The sequence below is a fragment of the Bradyrhizobium nitroreducens genome (assembly GCF_002776695.1).
In the GTDB taxonomy this organism is placed as follows: Bacteria; Pseudomonadota; Alphaproteobacteria; order Rhizobiales; family Xanthobacteraceae; genus Bradyrhizobium; species Bradyrhizobium nitroreducens.
In genome coordinates this window covers 8152067-8168497 of the sequence record NZ_LFJC01000003.1, presented here as the reverse complement: position 1 = coordinate 8168497, position 16431 = coordinate 8152067, and the positions used below count along the sequence as shown (strand labels likewise).

Below are 16431 nucleotides of genomic sequence, written 5' to 3'. Positions count from 1 at the left end.
AAACGGCGGGGAAATAACCCCGCCGTTCAAACGCGTCCTCGGGCGAGGCGCGGAATCCTACATGCCGATGTCGAAGACAGCAGGCAATTGGCCCGCCAGGGGCAGCGCGGTGGCGCCGAGGAAGGTCGCCACCATCGCCATCAGGCGACGGTTGTTGTGGCGCTTGCCGCGCATCTGGCCGGCGATCCACTCCAGCATCTCGCTGTTGACCTTGGAGGCGTAGGACGGCGCCCAGCTCTCGATGTCGGTGTCGGCCGACAACGCAACGCTGCGCGGCGGCACCTTCAGGCCCGAGGCGCTTGCGGCATAATGGGCAACGGCCTTGGCGAGCAAATCGTCGAAACGGCCGCCATCGGTGCGCTCGGTTGCGGCCTCGTTGATCTCGAACAGGGCCTCGGCCTCGGCGCGGCTGACCGGCTGGTCGTTGACGGCGGTCGCCGTCAGGATGCGCGTGCACCAGGCGGTGTCATCGGCGTCGAGCGAACGGGAGAAATGCACCCTTCCCTTGGTGGTCGGACCTTCGCCGGTGATCACGCCATCACGCACGATGGAGAGTGCATGGGCCGCGGTATCGCGGCAGGACGGTTCGAGGGACGAGGACTCGATAGATTTAGGCGCAGCGGCGGACATAGTTCACTTCCAGACTTCTTCTGAACGGTCAGCATTTTCATGCCGACGTAAAGGGGTGGTTAACGATTCGATACGGGGATCGCGACTTTTCGAGATGGTTGCCAATTGGTCGCTGTCAGGACCGTTTTGGTTCCAGGACGCGCCAGGCGAGCGTGATGGAAGTCATAAAAGGCATTATCGGGGCGAGCGAGACCGTGTGAGCCCGGGTGGAGCTGTTTCGCCGCAGGTGCCGCCGTAACAATAAGTTGCTAGAAATTCGGCCCTTCGAGGAAGGAATTCACATTTTACTTGAGCCAGTTCAGTTGGCGTTCACTTAGCCTTGCAAGGCCCCTATACTGACGGGGACGACCAGAGACGAATTCCCCAGTTGATTCAATGCGATGAGGTAAAATCATGACACTTCCGATCGGCGCTACCGCCCCCGACTTCGAAGCCGAGACCACCGAAGGGAAGATCAAGTTCCACGATTGGATCGGCAACAGCTGGGCGCTTTTGTTCTCGCACCCCAAGGACTTCACGCCGGTTTGCACCACCGAGCTCGGCGCGCTTGCCAGGCTGAAGCCGGAATTCGACAAGCGCGGCGTCAAGCTGATGGGCCTCTCGGTCGATCCGGTCGAGAACCACGCAAGATGGTCGGAGGACATCAAGGAGACGCAGGGCGCTGCGCCCAACTATCCGATGATCGGCGACACCGATTACAACGTCTCGAAGCTGTACGGCATGCTGCCGGCCGCAATCTCGGGCGATCCCCTCAAGCGCACCGCCGCCGACAACCAGACCGTCCGCAACGTCTTCATCATCGGGCCGGACAAGAAGATCAAGCTGGTGCTGGTCTACCCGATGACCACAGGGCGGAACTTCCAGGAGATCCTGCGCGTCATCGACTCGCTCCAGCTGACCGCCAAGCATCGCGTCGCCACCCCGGCCGACTGGTCCCAGGGCGAGGACGTCATCATCGCGGGCTCGGTCTCCAACGACGAGGCCAAGACGATCTACCCGCAAGGCTGGAAGGAGCCAAAGCCCTACCTGCGCATCGTGCCGCAGCCGAAATGATTTTTGGCGATTGCGCACAGCAACCGCAAGAAGTCATCCCGGGGCGCGCGCAAGCGCGAACCCGGGATCTCGAGATCCCGGGTCTGGTCCTTCGGACCATCCCGGGATGACGACGCTGGATCAGGCCGCGTGCACGCGATCCAGAAAACCGTCGACCTCTGCCTTCAGGTGCAGGCTCTCGCCCGACAGCGCCTGGGCCGAGGCAAACATCCGGTGCGAGGTTTCGCCGGTCTCGCTGGCGCCCGCGGCCGCATGGCGGACGTTGACGGCGACATCGGCCGTGCCGGAGACCGCGGCGCGGACGCTCGCCACGATGTTGTGGGTCGCGCTCTTCTGCTGTTCGACCGCCGCCGAGATCGAGCCCGCGATGCCGCTGATGCGCTCGATGGTCTGGCTGATCGCCTTGATGGCGACGACCGATTCCTCGGTCGCAAGCTGCATGCTGGCGATGTGGTTCGATATCTCGTCGGTCGCCTTTGCGGTCTGGCCCGCCAGCGTCTTGACCTCCTGGGCCACCACCGCGAAGCCGCGACCGGCATCGCCCGCGCGCGCGGCCTCGATGGTGGCGTTCAGCGCCAGCAAATTGGTCTGCTCGGCGATCGAGGTGATCAGCTTGACGACGTCGCCGATCCGCGCGCCGGCTTCCGAGAGCTGCGCGATGCGCTGGTCGGTCGCCTCGGCCTGCTGCACCGCCTCGGCCGAAATCTGGTTCGATTCCTCCACGCGCCGGGCGATCTCGGAGATCGATTGAGACAGCTCGTCGGAGGCCGACGCCGCCGAACGCACGTGCTCGGAGGCATTTTCGGAGGCGCCGGCGGACTGCGCCGACAGGTCGGCAGTGGAGCGTGCGACGTCGGTCAGCTGCCGCGCTGCGCGCTCGAACTCGCCGGTCGAGGTCAGCACCTTGTCGAGGATGCCGCCGACGCTGCCGCGGAACTGCTCGACGAAGTTGCGCAGGTCGGACTTGCGCTGCTCGGCGGCCGCTGCCGAGGCCGCCGCCTGCTCGCTGCGCATGCGCGCCCGCTCCAGCGAATTGCTCCTGAACACCGCGACCGTGCGGGCGATCTCGCCAATCTCGTCGGCGCGATCCTCGCATTCGATCGCGACGTCGCTCTGGCCGTCGGCAAGCGCGGTGAGCGAGCGCGTGACCGAGGTGAGCGGCCGGGTGACGCGGCGGACGATCAGCAGGGTCAGGACCAGCACCAGAAGCGCGGCAAGGCCCGCGGCCACCGCCATGCTCTCGATGGCATGGGCCAGCATGCTCTCGTACTGGATCATGGGGATGCCGACATAGAGAATGCCGACGACCTTGCCGGCCCCGTCCACGATCGGGAAATAGGCGGTCATGAACGACTTGCCGAACAGCGTGGCCGGCCCCTTATAGGCCTCGCCGCGGCGCAGCGGCGCTTGCCCCGGATGATCGGCGGCAAGCTGGGTGCCGACGGCGCGGTCGCCGTTTTCCTTCTTCACGTTGGTGGAGCGGCGGACGAACTGGCCGCTGGCATCGTCGAACACGAACAGGGTCGCATTGCCGCCGACATAAGACACCGCGCGATCGACGATGGCGTGGTCCGTGAATTCGGGCATCTTGGGGATCTCGGCGCGCGCGACCGCGCCATCCCGCATCGTGACCTTGGCGGCCGGGACATTTTCGGTGAAGGCCAGCGCCAGGGTGCGCAAATTGACCTCGATGTCACGCAGCGCGCGATCATTGAAGGCCGACGTCAGCGACCAATAGCCGGCGCCGAGGACAAGCGCCGTATTGACGCCGATCAGCAGCACGGCGCACAGAACCGCCTTGGTGCCGAGCTTGAACTGCGGCAACAACTTTCCGGTCGAAAACTTGGACATGAATGGAACCACTCCCGTAATTCCTGCATAATAGTGCAGCCCGCTTACAGCCCCATTAACGACCATTCACATCCCCGCGCGCGGCATATGCTTTCCAAATCGTAAACGAGGACACGCCTGCCCCCGCCAAGCGCACCACCCATCATCGTCTGGTTTCGCGACGACCTTCGCCTGTCCGACCACCCCGCCCTGCACGCCGCCGCGACATCGGGTGCGCCGGTGGTCTGCCTCTATGTGCTCGACGACAGCGTGGCTCGCCCGCCCGGCGCCGCAGCGCGCTGGTGGCTGGCGCAATCGCTGCGCGCGCTCGGCGCCGCGATCGTCGCGCGTGGCGGGTCGCTCGTCCTGCGCAAGGGAGCGGCAGCCGAGGTCATCCCCGACCTGGCGCGGGAAAGCGGCGCGCGCGCCGTCCATTGGAATGCAATCGCGCAAGCGCCGCATCAGGCCGTTGAGAGGCAGCTCGAAGCCGCCCTCGCAAAGCTCGGCGTCGACTCGCAGAGCTTCCACGGCGACCTCCTCGTGCAGCCCTCGGCGATCCGCAACAAGGAAGGTCGAGGCTTGCGCGTGTTCACGCCGTTCTGGCGGCGGGTGCTGTCGCTTGGCGATCCGCCAAAGCCGCTGCCTGCGCCGAAAGAGCTGCGCCCGGGTCCGAAGATCGCGAGCGACCGATTGGAGATCTGGGCGCTCGAGCCGAGCAAGCCGGACTGGGCGGGCGGCCTGCGCGAGACATGGACCCCGGGCGAAGCCTCCGCTCGTGCGCGGCTGCGCGACTTCCTCAAGCACACCGCGCGCAGCTATGCCGGCGACCGCGACCGCCCGGACCGCGAGGGCACCTCAGGCCTGTCGCCGCATCTGAGGTTCGGCGAGCTCAGCCCGCGCCAGGTCTGGCACGCCGCGCGGTTCGCCGCGGACGGAGATCCCGCGCTCGGGCCGGGTGTCGAGAAATTCCTCAGCGAGCTCGGCTGGCGCGAGTTCTGCCGCCATCTCCTGCACGATCATCCCGACCTCGCCACCGAAAACCTGCAAGCGAACTTCGATGGCTTCCCCTGGACGTCGGATAAGGCCGCGCTCGCCGCCTGGCAGCGCGGGCGCACCGGCTATCCGATCGTCGATGCCGGACTGCGAGAGCTCTGGCACACCGGCGTGATGCACAACCGGGTGCGGATGGTGGTGGCGTCCTTCCTGGTCAAGCACCTCTTGATCGACTGGCGCGATGGCGAAGCCTGGTTCTGGGACACGCTGGTCGACGCGGACGCGGGCAGCAATCCCGCCAATTGGCAATGGGTCGCCGGTTGCGGCGCCGACGCTGCACCCTATTTCCGCGTGTTCAATCCGCAGCTCCAGGGCGAGAAGTTCGATCCGGATGGAACCTACGTTCGGCGCTGGGTGCCGGAGCTGAATGATCTGCCGGCCAAGCTGATCCACCGGCCGTGGCAGGCAACGCCGATCGAGCTTGCGAGCGCAGGCATCACGCTCGGCAAAACCTATCCGCAACCGATCGTCGAACATGCCAAGGGACGCGAGGGTGCGCTCGCTGCCTACGCGAAGATCCGCAAAGGTTGAGCGCTGCTTTGACACGATTTCGAAACTCGCTATCGTCATCGCTCCAATCAAACCACGGGGGACGATATGGACGACGATAAGCCGATCACCGAACAGGCGATGGAAACGATCACCAGCGCCGTCGAAGCGACCAAGGATGCGGCGGTCACCGCCGTCAAGAAGGTGAGGAAAGCCGCCAAGAAGGTCGCGAAGAAAGTAGCGCCGAAGAAGGCAGCCAAGAAGAAGGCCTCGAAGAAGTCTTCGAAGAAGGCCGCCAAGAAATCCTCAAGGAAGGCGGCCAAGAAGACCGCAAAGAAGGCCGCCAAAAAAGCTGCCAAGAAAACTGCAAAGAAAACCGCAAAGACAAAAAAGAAGAAGGCCAAGAAGGCGAAGCGCTGATCGGGCGCGCGGAGAGCGGGTCTCCGGATGCAAGTGCATCCGGAGATCAGCGCGGCGACGCCTACCCTCGCCGCCCCGTCCGCCTAGGCGCGCCGGTTGACCACGAACACCGCGCCCGCACACATCGCCATGCCGGCCATCGCCAGCGCGTCGAGCTTCTCGCCGAACAGCAAATAAGCCATCAGCGCGGTTACGGCCGGCACCAGATAGAACAGGCTCGCGACCGAGGTCGCCGCGGCGTGGCGGATCAGCCAGTAGAGCAGCCCGATCGATCCGATCGAGAGCGCCACCGCGAGCCAGGCGAGCGCGAGCACGAACTCGCGCGTCCAGTGCACCACGCGATCTTCGAACAGGAAGGCGCCGATCGCAAAGAAGATGGTGACGGCGACATATTGCACGAGATTGCCGGCCCGCCAGTCGATCTGGTTGCAGTAGCGACGCTGATAGAGCGTGCCGAGCGTGATGCTGATCAGCGAAACCACCGAGGCGAGCCAGCCGAGCCCGGCCTCCCCGGTCATGGGACGGTTGTGCAGGATCATCACCACGCCGCCGAGGCCGAGCAGGAGCCCGGCCCATTGCACCGGCGTCACCCGCTCGCCGAGCCAGCGGTTGGCGATGGTCGAGGTCAGAATGGGCTGGAGCCCGGGAATCAATGCCGATAGCCCGGCCGGGATCGAATGCGCGATCGCGATCGCGGTGCCGCCGAGATAGAAGCCATGGACGAGGATGCCTGCGACGGCGCTGTGCGCGATGCCGATGCCATCGGGCCATTTCGGCCGCGCGACGCCGGCGATGATCGCCATCAGGACGACGACGATGGCCATGCGGATGGCGAGATAGGTCAAGGGATCGGCGTTGTTGACGACGTATTTGGTGCCGATGAATCCCGTGCTCCAGAGCAGCACGAACAGGATCGGCGCGGCGCAGGCGGTCAGGGCTTCCTGATTATGATTCATTGCCGCCCTCATTGCCCCAGCGGGGGCGATGCGGCAATGCGAATTTCCTTCGGGGCGATGCTGCGCTGCGACGGAGGGTTGCGGCTCAGCTCAGCCGCTCACCATTCTTCCGGACAGGGGTCGATGATCTTCCAGAGCTCGACGCCGTTCTTGATCTTCTTCATGTCGGTGGTGAGCCCGCCATTGCGACGGATCCAGTCCTTCACCGTATCGGGATAGTAGGACATCAGGTCGGACGTGCCCTCGGAACTGGTGACCTTGATGCCGAAGGTGAAGGCCTTGTCGTAGTAGGCCTGGTGGAAGCCCAGGCTTGCGCGCGGCGTCACGCAGATCTTGTTCATCGGCACGATGCCGAGCACCAGCGTGCAGGCCGAATTGCAGATCCCGTCGATGATGACGCGCTCGCCCTTCTCGCGGACGCGCTTGTACTTGGTCTTGTATTCCTCGACATAGCCGCCGTGGTCGCGGGTGATATGCAGCTCGGCCCGCGCCGGCACGACGGCAGCGAGGCAGAGCAACAGCAGGCTCAGAAGCGTGATGCGCATGGCGAGGTGACGGCGAAAGCCTTCAGGAATGCACCGGCCTCGAAGGAGCCCCCAAAAGGCCGGCGACAGGATTCTTAACCGAATACTCTTTGGTCATACTTGTGTGGGGAATTCGTTAAGCATCCCGAAAAGGCCAAAAATGGGCAGACCTGGAGGGCGCCTCCGGCAATTCTGTCACACCCGCCCCGGAATCTGTGCAATCGACCCGGATTTCCGGGGGCCGGACGGGTGCCCCGGGGGACCGAAATGGCTATAGATGGCGGACCAATTCGCGCGGGTTCCGGAGAATCGAGATGAGCAAGTTGACGCTTGTAGCCGCGGTTGCTGCCCTGTCGGCCGCAATCCTAGCCCCTGGCCTGGCGGAGGCGCGGGGCCATCACCGGTACCACCGCTCTTACGCCAATCCGTTGCCCTACCCGATCAGCTATCTGCACAATTACGGGCCCGGCATCACCCCCGGCACCTTCGCCTTTTACGACGGCCCGTCGACCAACCATTGCTACCAGAGTGCGGCCGGCTATCTCGGCCAGGACCGCCGCCGGCACCCCTGCTACTGAGGGCCGGCAGCGCGTCCTCTCCGGGCGTCCCTATTTGGCGGCGCCCGACATCAGCAATTGCTTCTCGATCTCGTAGACCGGCAGCTTGACGAGGTCCTTGCCGACCTCGTTCTGGATCGCCTTGCGCACGACGTCCGAATAATCGGCGCGGATCATGCCGAGGGCGCGTGGTGAGGCCACCATGGTCAGGGCCGTGGTCTCGCCGGAGCTGACGGCGGTATCGAGCCGGCCGGCCAGGCTCCGCAGGAAGGCGCGCTCGGCCTCGTCGTGCCAATCGGTCTGCTCGACCGAGCTGCGGGCGCCGCCGGCAGCAGCATGCAGTCGCCCCGGCGCGTCGCTCCCTTGCGCGCTGGTCGCGGGATTGGGCTGCTCGTGCACCTCCTTGGTGTGCAGGTTCGGAAACATCTCGTCGCCGAGGTTTTCCAGAATCAGCGCCTTGCGCCCGTCGCACACCACCAGCCAGTCGCCCTTGTCGATTCTCATTTTATCCATTGCAACTCTCCTTGAAACTCATGCGCGCCGCGGCCGGCATCACAGATGCTCTTCGAACTCCTCGAAGGACTTGCCGAACTGCGCCATCGCCTCCTCCAGATAGTCGGCGAGCATTGGCGTGCCGATCAGGTAGGAAGCCGTGCGCTCGTTGTGCGCCTGCGCCGCCTGGGTACGCAATTCGCGCCAATTGGAGAGATCACCGTCGCCGCGACCGAGCCAGGTCAGCGCCACGAGATCGATCTGCTCGTCGACATTGAGGTCGCGGATGAAGCCCGCGAGCTCCGCGCGGTCGGTGCTCCCGCCGCGTCCGCCGCGGCCATAGCTCATGTCATCGTCGCCGGACTCCAGGACGACGCCGCCTCCGGCCGCCTCGCTGTCGGACCGGCGCGATTTCGAGATGACGAAGAAGACTTTCTCCGGCGAGATCGACAGATTTGGAATCACGCGCATCCAGTTCACCTTGTCCGGCAGCGAGCCCCATGCTGCTGCCACGCCAACAACACTAAGAGCCGAGGCACGCTTGCGAATTGCGCAGGATCAAGGTCCAGGGCACGGCATTGGCGTGCAGCCAAGGCCGCTAGCTGGCCGTAATTGTTGAAGATTTGTTCATCAGCATTACATTTCGGTTCCGCCACAATTTGATCAGAACAAGTCCGATATCGTGGTTCGCGTCAGCGGAGGAAGACATCATGACTCGCAAGATCGGCCTCGTCGCCGCAGGCCTGTTCGGCGCCGTGTTCGGTGCCCTGGCGGCATCGTCGGCGGCGTCCGCCATGCCTATCGCGCCCGCGCCCGCAACACCTGACGTCGCCGGCGTCGAGCAGGTGCGCATGGTCTGCAACGCCTGGGGGCGCTGCTGGTGGCGCCCGAACTATTATGGGTATTACGGGCCGCGGCCGTATTACGGCCCCCGATATTATGGGCCGCCGCGCTATTACGGCCCGCGCTATTATGGCTACTACGGCTATCGCCGATGGTGACGTCTGAAGGGGCCCTCCGGGCCCCTTCGCTTTTGCGAAATGATATCTCGCGCGACCGTTGCCGACTTGGCGCAATGCCAAGACTGGATCGAGACTGATCTAGATCAAGGATGAGATCCGGTTACACCGTCATTCTACGGCAATGGCCGAGTTGATCGTTCTCGATGCTCTCAGACGGGCATGAACGTGCAGACGCATTTGGAGAAGCAGCCTCGCGAGAAGGATGGGGCCTTGCGTCCTTTGCTTGTCCTCTCGGCGCGCGCCGCGTTTCATCGACCGCGCCTCCGGCCAACCGATGAGCCGAGCTCGTTGACGACGGCATCGATCTGACGGACGTCATGGCATGATGTCCGCAATACTACGGCCTGAAATTCGATTTACTGCAAGGCGATGTTTCGTCATTGATGGCGGTACATCGACGTTCATTTGATTGTCACATTTCAGTAGCCGGCCAGATCCATGCTGTTCGACGCCCTCGCTCCATCCTCCGCGCTTCAACTGATCGGCTTTGCCGACGTCGATGCGTTTCGACCGATCGAGTCGATGGAGGATGCGAGAAGCATCCCGCTCGACGTCCCGAACTTCGCCGCGGCCCGAGCCATCGTCTCCCTGCCGGCGTGCCGTATCATCGTGATGCGATCGTTCGCGCGCATCCTGGACACCGCTTACCGGATGCCGGGCGGCATGGTGCTGCTGTCCATGACCGACGATCTGCAGGTCAACTTCAAGGGCCTGGATCTCGACGCGCGTTTCTTCGTGACGCTCCGCGGCACCGAAGAATGCCATTTCGTCGAGCCCCAGACCAATCATCACGCGATGATCATGCTGTCCCCCGACCTGAAAGACCGGGGCTGGTTCGATCGCGCCGACGATTTGCGGGCCCATGTCGCCAACCGTCCCGCACTGCTCCACGTTCGGCAGCTCCTGCTCGACATCCTGCGAACCGCGTCGGTGCAGCCGCTCCTGTTCCAGGCCACCGAGGCGGCCGCCCATCTCCAGGAAGGTCTGCTGCTGGCGCTCGACGATTTGTTCCGGATCGATGCGACGTCCGATCGCACCGCCTCGATGCAGGGCGAGCGGTCCATCAAGCTGGTGCAGCGGATCGACGATTACGTTTCAGCCCATCCGACCACGCCGATCTATACCGCCGATCTCGCCGGCGAGTTCGGCGTCTCGATCCGGACGCTCGGCGGCGCGGTCAGCAAGGTGCGGGGCATGAGCCTGCACCAGTATATTCGCCTCAAGAGGCTGTGGGCGACCCGCGCCCGCCTGCTCAGGGGTGGCGGCGCCACTGTCGCCACATGCGCGCGAGCGCAGGGCTTCCATCACATGGGCGAGTTTGCCGCGGCCTACCGTGCGATCTTCCACGAGGCGCCCTCCGACACGCTGGCGCGCGGGCGGCAAAGCAGTTTTCGGGCAGGCTGACGGACGCGCACGGCCTTGCAAGGGGGCCCCCGCATCAGCGAAAATTCGGAACATATCTCGAACAAGGAGGCTGGCGCGCTCGGAGAGATTCGAACTCCCGACCCTCGGAATCGAAATCCGATGCTCTATCCAGCTGAGCTACGAGCGCCCTGGCCCGGACACTGGGCCATCAACCGAGACGTATCCGACGCCCCTGCTGGCGAGCCAGCAGGCCGGACGGTCCTCGGATGGGTTCGATTAGCAGAGCGGCCGACCAATAAAAAGCCCTCCCCGCCGTGTTCGAGGCGGATCGAAGGCGCTGTCACCAGGTCGTGTTGAAGAGCCCGAAATGCGGCTGCTGGGCGACCAGCATCATCGGCCGGCCCGGCTGTGGCGCCGGATGCGCCCTCACGACCTTGCGCCTGGGCTGAGCCTGCGGCGAAGCCGCGGGCGTCTGCGCCTGGGTCGGCTGGGCCTGGGCCTGGGCCTGGGCCTGCAACTTGCCGTCGCCCTTCCTGGCGACCTCTTTCGGGTCCGGCGTGAACTGGGCGAATGTCTCGCGCACCCGCGCCTTCGCCGACATCTCGGCGAGCGCTGCCGACGTGCTGTCCTGAACCGGCGGCTGTGGTGCGACGGCGGCGGTCTTCACTGCAGGCGGGACGATCGTGGGCTGGGTGGTATCGATCACGACACGCTCGGGCAGATGGCGGTCGGAGCGGATCCGGATCAGCGGCTGATCATTGCCTGCGGTGGCAACGGCCCGCGCAACAGGCTGCGATGGCAGACTGTAGTCCGCCGCGAAAAGCAGTGCGAGCAAAGCTCCACCGACAAAGAGGAAATACCGAAAGATGGGCATGGACCGCGCTCCGCCCCCCGCATCCCCGCGTGGGCTCTTCGCCTCAACAGGCGATCTCTTAATTGGTTCCCAGCCCAGCCGTTCGGTTCAAATGGCGATGCGAGGTTTTTTGGCCAAGGGTTACGGAGAGTAACTTTTCCGCTACCGGAACAGGCCGCCTTTACGCGCGGCGCGCAGCCACCAGCGAACATTTCGCCTGGTCGGCGTTCACGTTGACGAAGCCGACTGGTATCCGCGCAAAGGTCTTGCGGCTCTTCAGGGCGACCGAATCCGCCAGCACGCGACTGCGATCGGTGAGATGACTGCCGTCGCGTCGTGCGAAGGCGCAGACGATCTCGACATCCTTTACGGCATAGTCGTTGTCGTTTCGCAGGGTGAACGTCACCAGGGCTTTTGAGCCGAGGCCGCCGCGGCGCCAGGTCTGCGATGAAATCCGCAAGCGACGGAGCTCCGCCATGGCCGGCACCTGCGCTTCGGAGGCCGAAGAGATCGCCGCTGCCGTATCGCCCGAAGGCGCGGTCTCGACAACCGCCAGCTCCGCCCTCGCCGGCTCGGCACTGCTGCCTTTGGAGAGCGGCAACAGCATCCAGACACCACATCCGACGATGCTGGCTGCCAGCAGCCAGAGCAGACTTCGGCCAAACGACACGCTCGCAATCGTCGCGGCTGCCAGTCGCTCACCTGTTCCGGCGAAACGCCCCACCCCGATCCGGTCAAGCCTCGCGTTCATGACATCACCGATAGCGGCCGAAGCAACGTCGGACGACGGACTCGGCTGCAGCTTACTTCAATCCGGAAGACGACCTAAGGTTCCCGCGCAGTTGCGAATCGGCGCGGGCGGTGGCGGTCACCGGTTGGGGCCGCTAACATGCGCTGCAACATCCAGCCCCGTTGGGAGACCATGAAATGCCAATCGCCGTCACTTGGGATCACGTCCATCTGCGCAGCCCCGATCCGGAGGCGACCGCGGCCTGGCTGCAGGACATCCTCGGTGGCGAGGTCGTCCGCGCGCCGGGACGGATCGACGTGAACCTCGGCGGCGCCAGGATCTTCATCGCGCCGCTCGAGGGCGACAGCGCGGTCAACCCGCCGCCTGCGCACCCGCATCAGGGTCTCGACCATTTTGGCCTGACGGTGAAGGACATCGATGCCGTCGCGGCCGAGATCAAGGCCAAGGGCGTCACCTTCACGCGCGAGCCGACCACGATCCGACCCGGCGTGCGCATCTGCTTCATCCGCGGCCCCGAAGGCATCTCCATCGAGCTGCTCGAGCGCGACAAGAAATATGCCTGAGGCGGCGTGAGCCTAACCGGCCATGACGGCGAGCGCGGCTACGTCATGCTACCGGGCATAAAGCAGCGGATGGTGACACCCATGTAGCCGTAGATCGGCCACACCATGGTGCGCCCCACACGGTTCGGCTCGGAGATCACGGCGTCCGCTGGGACGTCGACCCAGACGAGCTCCTGCGGCTGCCCTTCGAGCCCAGAGGCATAACGCGGCAGGCGGACGCGATAGTGCCCGTCCTTGCTGTCCCAGTCGGTATCCGAGAGTGCCGAGCCGTCGGCATCGGAGCAGCATGGCCCCTTGCCGCTGCGCAGGCCGTCGAACCAGGCTTTCAAATCCGCATTGGTGTTGGCGAACTGGCCGCGATCGCGCGCTTGGCCGAACGGGACTGTGGGAGCAACCAAGGCCAAGGCTACTCCCAGTCTCGTCACGCTTCGCCAGCGTGTTACGCTGCAGGAGCGCCGTCTTTCGCTTTTGCAACTCGAGGGACGCACACTGTACAGACGCGGCTCTTCGCCGCCGGAATCGATCCAGTTGCTCATCGTCTTGCTCCAGCACCCCGCGGCCAGTGCAACAGGTGTTATGCATTTCGCGGGCCAAACCTGATTCGCAACGACCGGCCTCGCCCCGCTATCAAGCCGTCATGAGGGCGTCACTCACAAGCCGGGACAACTACGGCTCGCGGCGGCAACTTCCCGCGGCCAGCCGGCAAACTGCCGCGTTGCGCGAGGCGATACGCTTTGGCATAAAAGCCGGACCGGTTACGCCATTGGGCGATGGCGGCCGGCCTGTGGGACGTTATGAAGAACGGCCTCTATTCGATTCACGTGACCCTGCTCGATGGTCGAGTCGGCAAGGGCAGCGGTGTGATTCTTTTTCGCGACGGCAAGATTCTTGGCGGCGATGCCTACCTCTATTACACCGGCAGCTACGTGGTGAAGGACGACACCACCTTCAAAGGCGAGGTGCTGGTGCAGCGGCACACCTCGCCGCGGGGCGACGACAATCCGCTGTTCGGCGGCCCGGCCCCAGTCGGCATCGGCGTCAGCGGCACCTACACGGACACGCGCGCGGAGATGACCGGCACGGCGCTGGTCGGCAAGGCCAGCCTGATTTTCGGCGCCACGCTGCACAAGCTCGCCGAGGCGGACTAGCTATTCTGCGGCCTGCTCGAGCGGCGCCACGCGCGGCAGGATGATCTGGATGCGCGTGCCGCCACCCGGTTCAGAATCGAGATCGAGCCGCCCGCCGAGCCGGTTGGTGACGATGCTGTAGACGATGTGCAGGCCGAGGCCGGTGCCGCCCTGGTCACGCCGTGTCGTGAAGAATGGATCGAAGGCGCGGCGGCGAACGTCGAGCGACATGCCGCAGCCATTGTCGGAGAACAGGATCTCGACATTGTCCTTGCCGGACTCGCGCACCTGGATGTCGATCGTCCCCGGCCGGCCGTCCGGGAAGGCGTGCGCCACCGAATTGAGAAACAGATTGGTCAGCACCTGGCCGTACGGACCGGGATAACTGTTCATGGTCAGATCCGGCTGGCACTCGACGTTGAGCGTCAGATTGTGCTTGCGCAGGCCCGGTCGCAGACTCATCACCACCTGCTCGGTGAGGTCGCCGAGATCGAAAGTACGCTGGTCCGAATAGTTGCGGTCGGCGGCGACCTGCTTGAACGACTGGATCAGCTCGGCGGCGCGGTTGAGGTTGGAGACGAGCTGCGAGGATGCGTCGCGGCTGGTGGCGAGGAAGTCGTTGAGCGTGGAGCGGCGGAGCTCACCGCGCTCGACCTCGGCGGTGAACATCGCGGTCTTGCGCTCCAGCGCGGAGGCGACCGTGAGGCTGATGCCGACGGGATTGTTGACCTCGTGCGCGACGCCGGCGACCAGCCGCCCGAGCGCGGCCAGCTTCTCGGCCTCGATCAGTGAGGCCTGGGTCTCGCGCAGGTTGCGCAGCGCGGTCTCGGCCGATTCCTTGGCTTTGCGCATCTCCTGCTCGCCGCGCTTGCGCTCGCCGATGTCGAGCGCGACGGTGACGATCCGCTCGATCTCGCCCTCGGCATCGAGCAGCGGCAGCTTGTTGACCAGCCATTGCCGCATGTTGCCGGAGGCGTCCTTGTACTCCTCCTCGTAGAATCCGAGCCCCTTGCGCAGCTTGAGGACACGCTTGTCGTTCTCGTCGGTCTTGGCCGCGCCATAGCGCGACATCAGGTCGGCCGTGGTGCGGCCGAGCGCGTCGCCGGGCTCGATGCCGAAGATGCCGGCCATGTAGCGGTTCATCAGCACATAGCGCAGGTCGCGGTCCTTGACGTTGATCACCGCGGGCACGGTGTCGATGACCTGCTGAAGCAGGCGACGGCCTTCGGCGATGGCGTCTTCCGCCCGCTTCTGGTCGGTGATATCGCGCAGCGTGCCCTCGTAGCGAACGATGTTGCCGGCATCGTCCCGCACGCCGGTGGCGCTGTCGGACAGCCAGAGAATGTCGCCGCTGCGCTGGCGCACCTGGTACTCGAACTCGCGCACCATGCCGTCGCGCGCCATCAGCCGCTGGTATTCGGCGCGCGCCTCGGGATGGACGTAGATGGTGTGCGCGATGTCGTTGATGCTGTCGATCAGCTGCTGCGGGCTGTCATAGCCCATCATCCGCGCCAGCGCCGGATTGGCGTTGAGGAGATCACCGGCCGGCGTCGTCACGTAGATGCCGTCGATCGAGCCCTCGAACAGCTTGCGGTAGCTTTCCTCAGCCAGGCGCTGCTCGGTCAGCGCGCGCACCGCCGCCTCGCGCGCCGTGTCGGCTTCCTCCAGCGCGCGGCGGAACACTTCGGCGGCCCGCGCGATGTCGCCGATCTCGTTGTCGAGGTCGGCCGACGGGATCGAGGTGTCCTTCCGGCCCGCCGCGAGCGCGCGGATGGAGCGTGCGATCTGGGCGAGCGGACGGACGGTCCTGCGCACCACGAACAAGGCCGCGCCGATGCCGATCAGGACGCCGATGCTGCCGAGCACGATGCTCTGCCATCGCGCCTCCGTCAGCGTCCGGGCGAAGTCGCGCGACAGCACATGGCCGCGCCGGTCGCTGACCTCGCGCAGCAATTCGGTGACGCGGCCGATCAGCCGGCCCTCGGTGCCCAGCACCTCGCGGTCGATGTCGGCGATCTGCCGCTCGCGGACGGCCACGGCCATGATGGCCTCGGCGTAATCGTTCACCGCCGACCTCAGGGAGCTATCGCCGATGTTCAGCGCCCGCATGCTCTGGGCGGCCTGCTCGGCCGCGGAGGGATTGCGCGCGAGCAGTCCGAGCGCGATGCGGCTCTGCGCCTCCGACAGACGCGAGGCCAGCTCGCGGTCCGCGGCGCCGGCGACGGCCCTGTCGAACTGGTCGCGCAGCGGCGGCAGGCCGGCGAGCAGCTGGGCGCGGCGGTCGATCAGGGTGGAGATCCGCTCCAGGCCCGTACGATAGGTCGCGAGCCGCTCGGTGACCCCGTCGATCATGTCCTGCTGCTCGGGTGCGAGCTCGATGCGGGTCTTCTTCAGGATGTCGCTGAGCGTCGAGGCCGCTTCCCCGACCTGCTTGAACTGGATGCCGGCGCCGGGATCGGTGACGAAGTCGCGCGCGGCGAGGCGCAATTCGTTCATGCGGCGGTCGATGTCCTCGGCGAGGTCGCCCACGCTCTGGAGCCGCTGCAATTCGGCGAAGGTCGTGTCGATGTGCCGGATCGCGATCACGCTCGCAGTCGAGGTGACGATGATCACGGCCAGCACCAACAGGAAGCTGCCGAAGGTGAGCTGGCCGATGGAGAGCGAGAAGATTCGCTTTTTCTCAGGGATCGGCGTCAATTCGGCGGACATTGGTGATGAGAGGACCGGGCTACTGGAGGCCCAATAT

18 protein-coding genes and 1 tRNA gene are annotated in these 16431 nt (G+C 65.1%); 8 read left to right on the top strand and 11 right to left on the bottom strand.

Annotated features, from left to right (window positions below):
• Window positions 1-57: 57 nt before the first annotated feature.
• Complete coding sequence (locus tag TSA1_RS38560; protein WP_100180886.1) at window positions 58-630, bottom strand: hypothetical protein; 573 nt, start codon at window positions 628-630, stop codon at window positions 58-60.
• 393 nt (window positions 631-1023) lie between these two features.
• Here TSA1_RS38560 and TSA1_RS38555 point away from each other — a divergent pair, with 393 nt between their 5' ends.
• A complete protein-coding gene (locus TSA1_RS38555; protein ID WP_100180885.1) occupies window positions 1024-1683 on the top strand; it encodes a peroxiredoxin in 660 nt (219 codons plus the stop codon).
• 120 nt (window positions 1684-1803) lie between these two features.
• Here TSA1_RS38555 and TSA1_RS38550 read toward each other — a convergent pair whose 3' ends face one another.
• Window positions 1804-3534 (bottom strand): methyl-accepting chemotaxis protein, encoded by a 1731-nt coding sequence (locus TSA1_RS38550; protein ID WP_100180884.1) that lies wholly within the window; start codon window positions 3532-3534, stop codon window positions 1804-1806.
• A 117-nt stretch (window positions 3535-3651) separates the two neighbouring features.
• On the opposite strand from TSA1_RS38550, the gene TSA1_RS38545 reads away from it, so the two are divergent.
• Together TSA1_RS38545 and TSA1_RS38540 are read left to right on the top strand one after the other, a co-directional pair.
• Entirely contained in the window at window positions 3652-5097 is a 1446-nt protein-coding gene (locus tag TSA1_RS38545; protein WP_174719380.1) for a cryptochrome/photolyase family protein, read from the top strand.
• Between the two features lie 66 nt (window positions 5098-5163).
• Window positions 5164-5475: a histone gene (locus tag TSA1_RS38540; RefSeq protein ID WP_100180882.1), complete on the top strand. Its 312-nt coding sequence runs from the start codon at window positions 5164-5166 to the stop codon at window positions 5473-5475.
• An 83-nt stretch (window positions 5476-5558) separates the two neighbouring features.
• On the opposite strand, the gene TSA1_RS38535 is transcribed toward TSA1_RS38540, so the two are convergent.
• On the bottom strand, window positions 5559-6431 hold the full coding sequence (locus TSA1_RS38535) for a DMT family transporter (RefSeq protein ID WP_100180881.1): 873 nt from the start codon (window positions 6429-6431) through the stop codon (window positions 5559-5561).
• A gap of 98 nt (window positions 6432-6529) precedes the next feature.
• Complete coding sequence (locus TSA1_RS38530) at window positions 6530-6976, bottom strand: hypothetical protein (protein ID WP_100180880.1); 447 nt, start codon at window positions 6974-6976, stop codon at window positions 6530-6532.
• Between the two features lie 293 nt (window positions 6977-7269).
• Here TSA1_RS38530 and TSA1_RS38525 point away from each other — a divergent pair, with 293 nt between their 5' ends.
• The gene (locus TSA1_RS38525) at window positions 7270-7533 is read left to right on the top strand and encodes a hypothetical protein (RefSeq protein ID WP_100180879.1); all 264 of its coding nucleotides are present in this window, start codon (window positions 7270-7272) and stop codon (window positions 7531-7533) included.
• Window positions 7534-7563: 30 nt separating this feature from the next.
• On the opposite strand, the gene TSA1_RS38520 is transcribed toward TSA1_RS38525, so the two are convergent.
• Complete coding sequence (locus tag TSA1_RS38520; RefSeq protein WP_100180878.1) at window positions 7564-8025, bottom strand: host attachment protein; 462 nt, start codon at window positions 8023-8025, stop codon at window positions 7564-7566.
• A 39-nt stretch (window positions 8026-8064) separates the two neighbouring features.
• Window positions 8065-8475 carry a DUF3775 domain-containing protein gene (locus TSA1_RS38515; RefSeq protein WP_100181577.1) on the bottom strand — a complete coding sequence of 137 codons (411 nt, stop codon included), beginning with the start codon at window positions 8473-8475 and terminating at the stop codon, window positions 8065-8067.
• 239 nt (window positions 8476-8714) lie between these two features.
• Here TSA1_RS38515 and TSA1_RS38510 point away from each other — a divergent pair, with 239 nt between their 5' ends.
• Both TSA1_RS38510 and TSA1_RS38500 read left to right on the top strand, forming a co-directional pair.
• Entirely contained in the window at window positions 8715-9005 is a 291-nt protein-coding gene (locus TSA1_RS38510) for a hypothetical protein (protein WP_100180877.1), read from the top strand.
• Window positions 9006-9464: 459 nt separating this feature from the next.
• Window positions 9465-10430 carry an AraC family transcriptional regulator gene (locus TSA1_RS38500; protein ID WP_174719263.1) on the top strand — a complete coding sequence of 322 codons (966 nt, stop codon included), beginning with the start codon at window positions 9465-9467 and terminating at the stop codon, window positions 10428-10430.
• Between the two features lie 71 nt (window positions 10431-10501).
• On the opposite strand, the gene TSA1_RS38495 is transcribed toward TSA1_RS38500, so the two are convergent.
• The 3 genes from TSA1_RS38495 to TSA1_RS38485 all read right to left on the bottom strand — a co-directional run bounded on the left by TSA1_RS38495 (window position 10502) and on the right by TSA1_RS38485 (window position 11995).
• A tRNA-Arg gene (locus TSA1_RS38495) sits at window positions 10502-10578 on the bottom strand.
• 153 nt (window positions 10579-10731) lie between these two features.
• Entirely contained in the window at window positions 10732-11265 is a 534-nt protein-coding gene (locus tag TSA1_RS38490; protein ID WP_100180876.1) for a hypothetical protein, read from the bottom strand.
• Between the two features lie 160 nt (window positions 11266-11425).
• The gene (locus tag TSA1_RS38485) at window positions 11426-11995 is read right to left on the bottom strand and encodes a hypothetical protein (protein ID WP_100180875.1); all 570 of its coding nucleotides are present in this window, start codon (window positions 11993-11995) and stop codon (window positions 11426-11428) included.
• A 176-nt stretch (window positions 11996-12171) separates the two neighbouring features.
• On the opposite strand from TSA1_RS38485, the gene TSA1_RS38480 reads away from it, so the two are divergent.
• A complete protein-coding gene (locus tag TSA1_RS38480; RefSeq protein ID WP_100180874.1) occupies window positions 12172-12558 on the top strand; it encodes a VOC family protein in 387 nt (128 codons plus the stop codon).
• Between the two features lie 38 nt (window positions 12559-12596).
• Here TSA1_RS38480 and TSA1_RS38475 read toward each other — a convergent pair whose 3' ends face one another.
• Window positions 12597-13094, bottom strand: coding sequence for a hypothetical protein (locus TSA1_RS38475; RefSeq protein ID WP_100180873.1), 498 nt, complete (start codon window positions 13092-13094; stop codon window positions 12597-12599).
• 258 nt (window positions 13095-13352) lie between these two features.
• On the opposite strand from TSA1_RS38475, the gene TSA1_RS38470 reads away from it, so the two are divergent.
• On the top strand, window positions 13353-13706 hold the full coding sequence (locus TSA1_RS38470) for a GrlR family regulatory protein (protein WP_174719379.1): 354 nt from the start codon (window positions 13353-13355) through the stop codon (window positions 13704-13706).
• Here TSA1_RS38470 and TSA1_RS38465 read toward each other — a convergent pair whose 3' ends face one another.
• Window positions 13707-16394 (bottom strand): PAS domain S-box protein, encoded by a 2688-nt coding sequence (locus TSA1_RS38465; protein ID WP_100180871.1) that lies wholly within the window; start codon window positions 16392-16394, stop codon window positions 13707-13709.
• Window positions 16395-16431: the final 37 nt, after the last annotated feature.

What these genes read in the sequence shown, in the direction of transcription:
- TSA1_RS38555 (WP_100180885.1), top strand. Translation starts at nt 1,024, where the DNA reads ATGACACTTCCGATCGGCGCTACCGCCCCCGACTTCGAAGCCGAGACC.
- TSA1_RS38540 (WP_100180882.1), top strand. Translation starts at nt 5,164, where the DNA reads ATGGACGACGATAAGCCGATCACCGAACAGGCGATGGAAACGATCACC.
- TSA1_RS38465 (WP_100180871.1), bottom strand. Translation starts at nt 16,394, where the DNA reads ATGTCCGCCGAATTGACGCCGATCCCTGAGAAAAAGCGAATCTTCTCG.
- TSA1_RS38510 (WP_100180877.1), top strand. Translation starts at nt 8,715, where the DNA reads ATGACTCGCAAGATCGGCCTCGTCGCCGCAGGCCTGTTCGGCGCCGTG.
- TSA1_RS38530 (WP_100180880.1), bottom strand. Translation starts at nt 6,976, where the DNA reads ATGCGCATCACGCTTCTGAGCCTGCTGTTGCTCTGCCTCGCTGCCGTC.
- TSA1_RS38475 (WP_100180873.1), bottom strand. Translation starts at nt 13,094, where the DNA reads ATGAGCAACTGGATCGATTCCGGCGGCGAAGAGCCGCGTCTGTACAGT.
- TSA1_RS38560 (WP_100180886.1), bottom strand. Translation starts at nt 630, where the DNA reads ATGTCCGCCGCTGCGCCTAAATCTATCGAGTCCTCGTCCCTCGAACCG.
- TSA1_RS38470 (WP_174719379.1), top strand. Translation starts at nt 13,353, where the DNA reads ATGAAGAACGGCCTCTATTCGATTCACGTGACCCTGCTCGATGGTCGA.
- TSA1_RS38480 (WP_100180874.1), top strand. Translation starts at nt 12,172, where the DNA reads ATGCCAATCGCCGTCACTTGGGATCACGTCCATCTGCGCAGCCCCGAT.
- TSA1_RS38500 (WP_174719263.1), top strand. Translation starts at nt 9,465, where the DNA reads ATGCTGTTCGACGCCCTCGCTCCATCCTCCGCGCTTCAACTGATCGGC.
- TSA1_RS38525 (WP_100180879.1), top strand. Translation starts at nt 7,270, where the DNA reads ATGAGCAAGTTGACGCTTGTAGCCGCGGTTGCTGCCCTGTCGGCCGCA.
- TSA1_RS38515 (WP_100181577.1), bottom strand. Translation starts at nt 8,475, where the DNA reads ATGCGCGTGATTCCAAATCTGTCGATCTCGCCGGAGAAAGTCTTCTTC.
- TSA1_RS38490 (WP_100180876.1), bottom strand. Translation starts at nt 11,265, where the DNA reads ATGCCCATCTTTCGGTATTTCCTCTTTGTCGGTGGAGCTTTGCTCGCA.
- TSA1_RS38520 (WP_100180878.1), bottom strand. Translation starts at nt 8,025, where the DNA reads ATGGATAAAATGAGAATCGACAAGGGCGACTGGCTGGTGGTGTGCGAC.
- TSA1_RS38550 (WP_100180884.1), bottom strand. Translation starts at nt 3,534, where the DNA reads ATGTCCAAGTTTTCGACCGGAAAGTTGTTGCCGCAGTTCAAGCTCGGC.
- TSA1_RS38485 (WP_100180875.1), bottom strand. Translation starts at nt 11,995, where the DNA reads ATGAACGCGAGGCTTGACCGGATCGGGGTGGGGCGTTTCGCCGGAACA.
- TSA1_RS38535 (WP_100180881.1), bottom strand. Translation starts at nt 6,431, where the DNA reads ATGAATCATAATCAGGAAGCCCTGACCGCCTGCGCCGCGCCGATCCTG.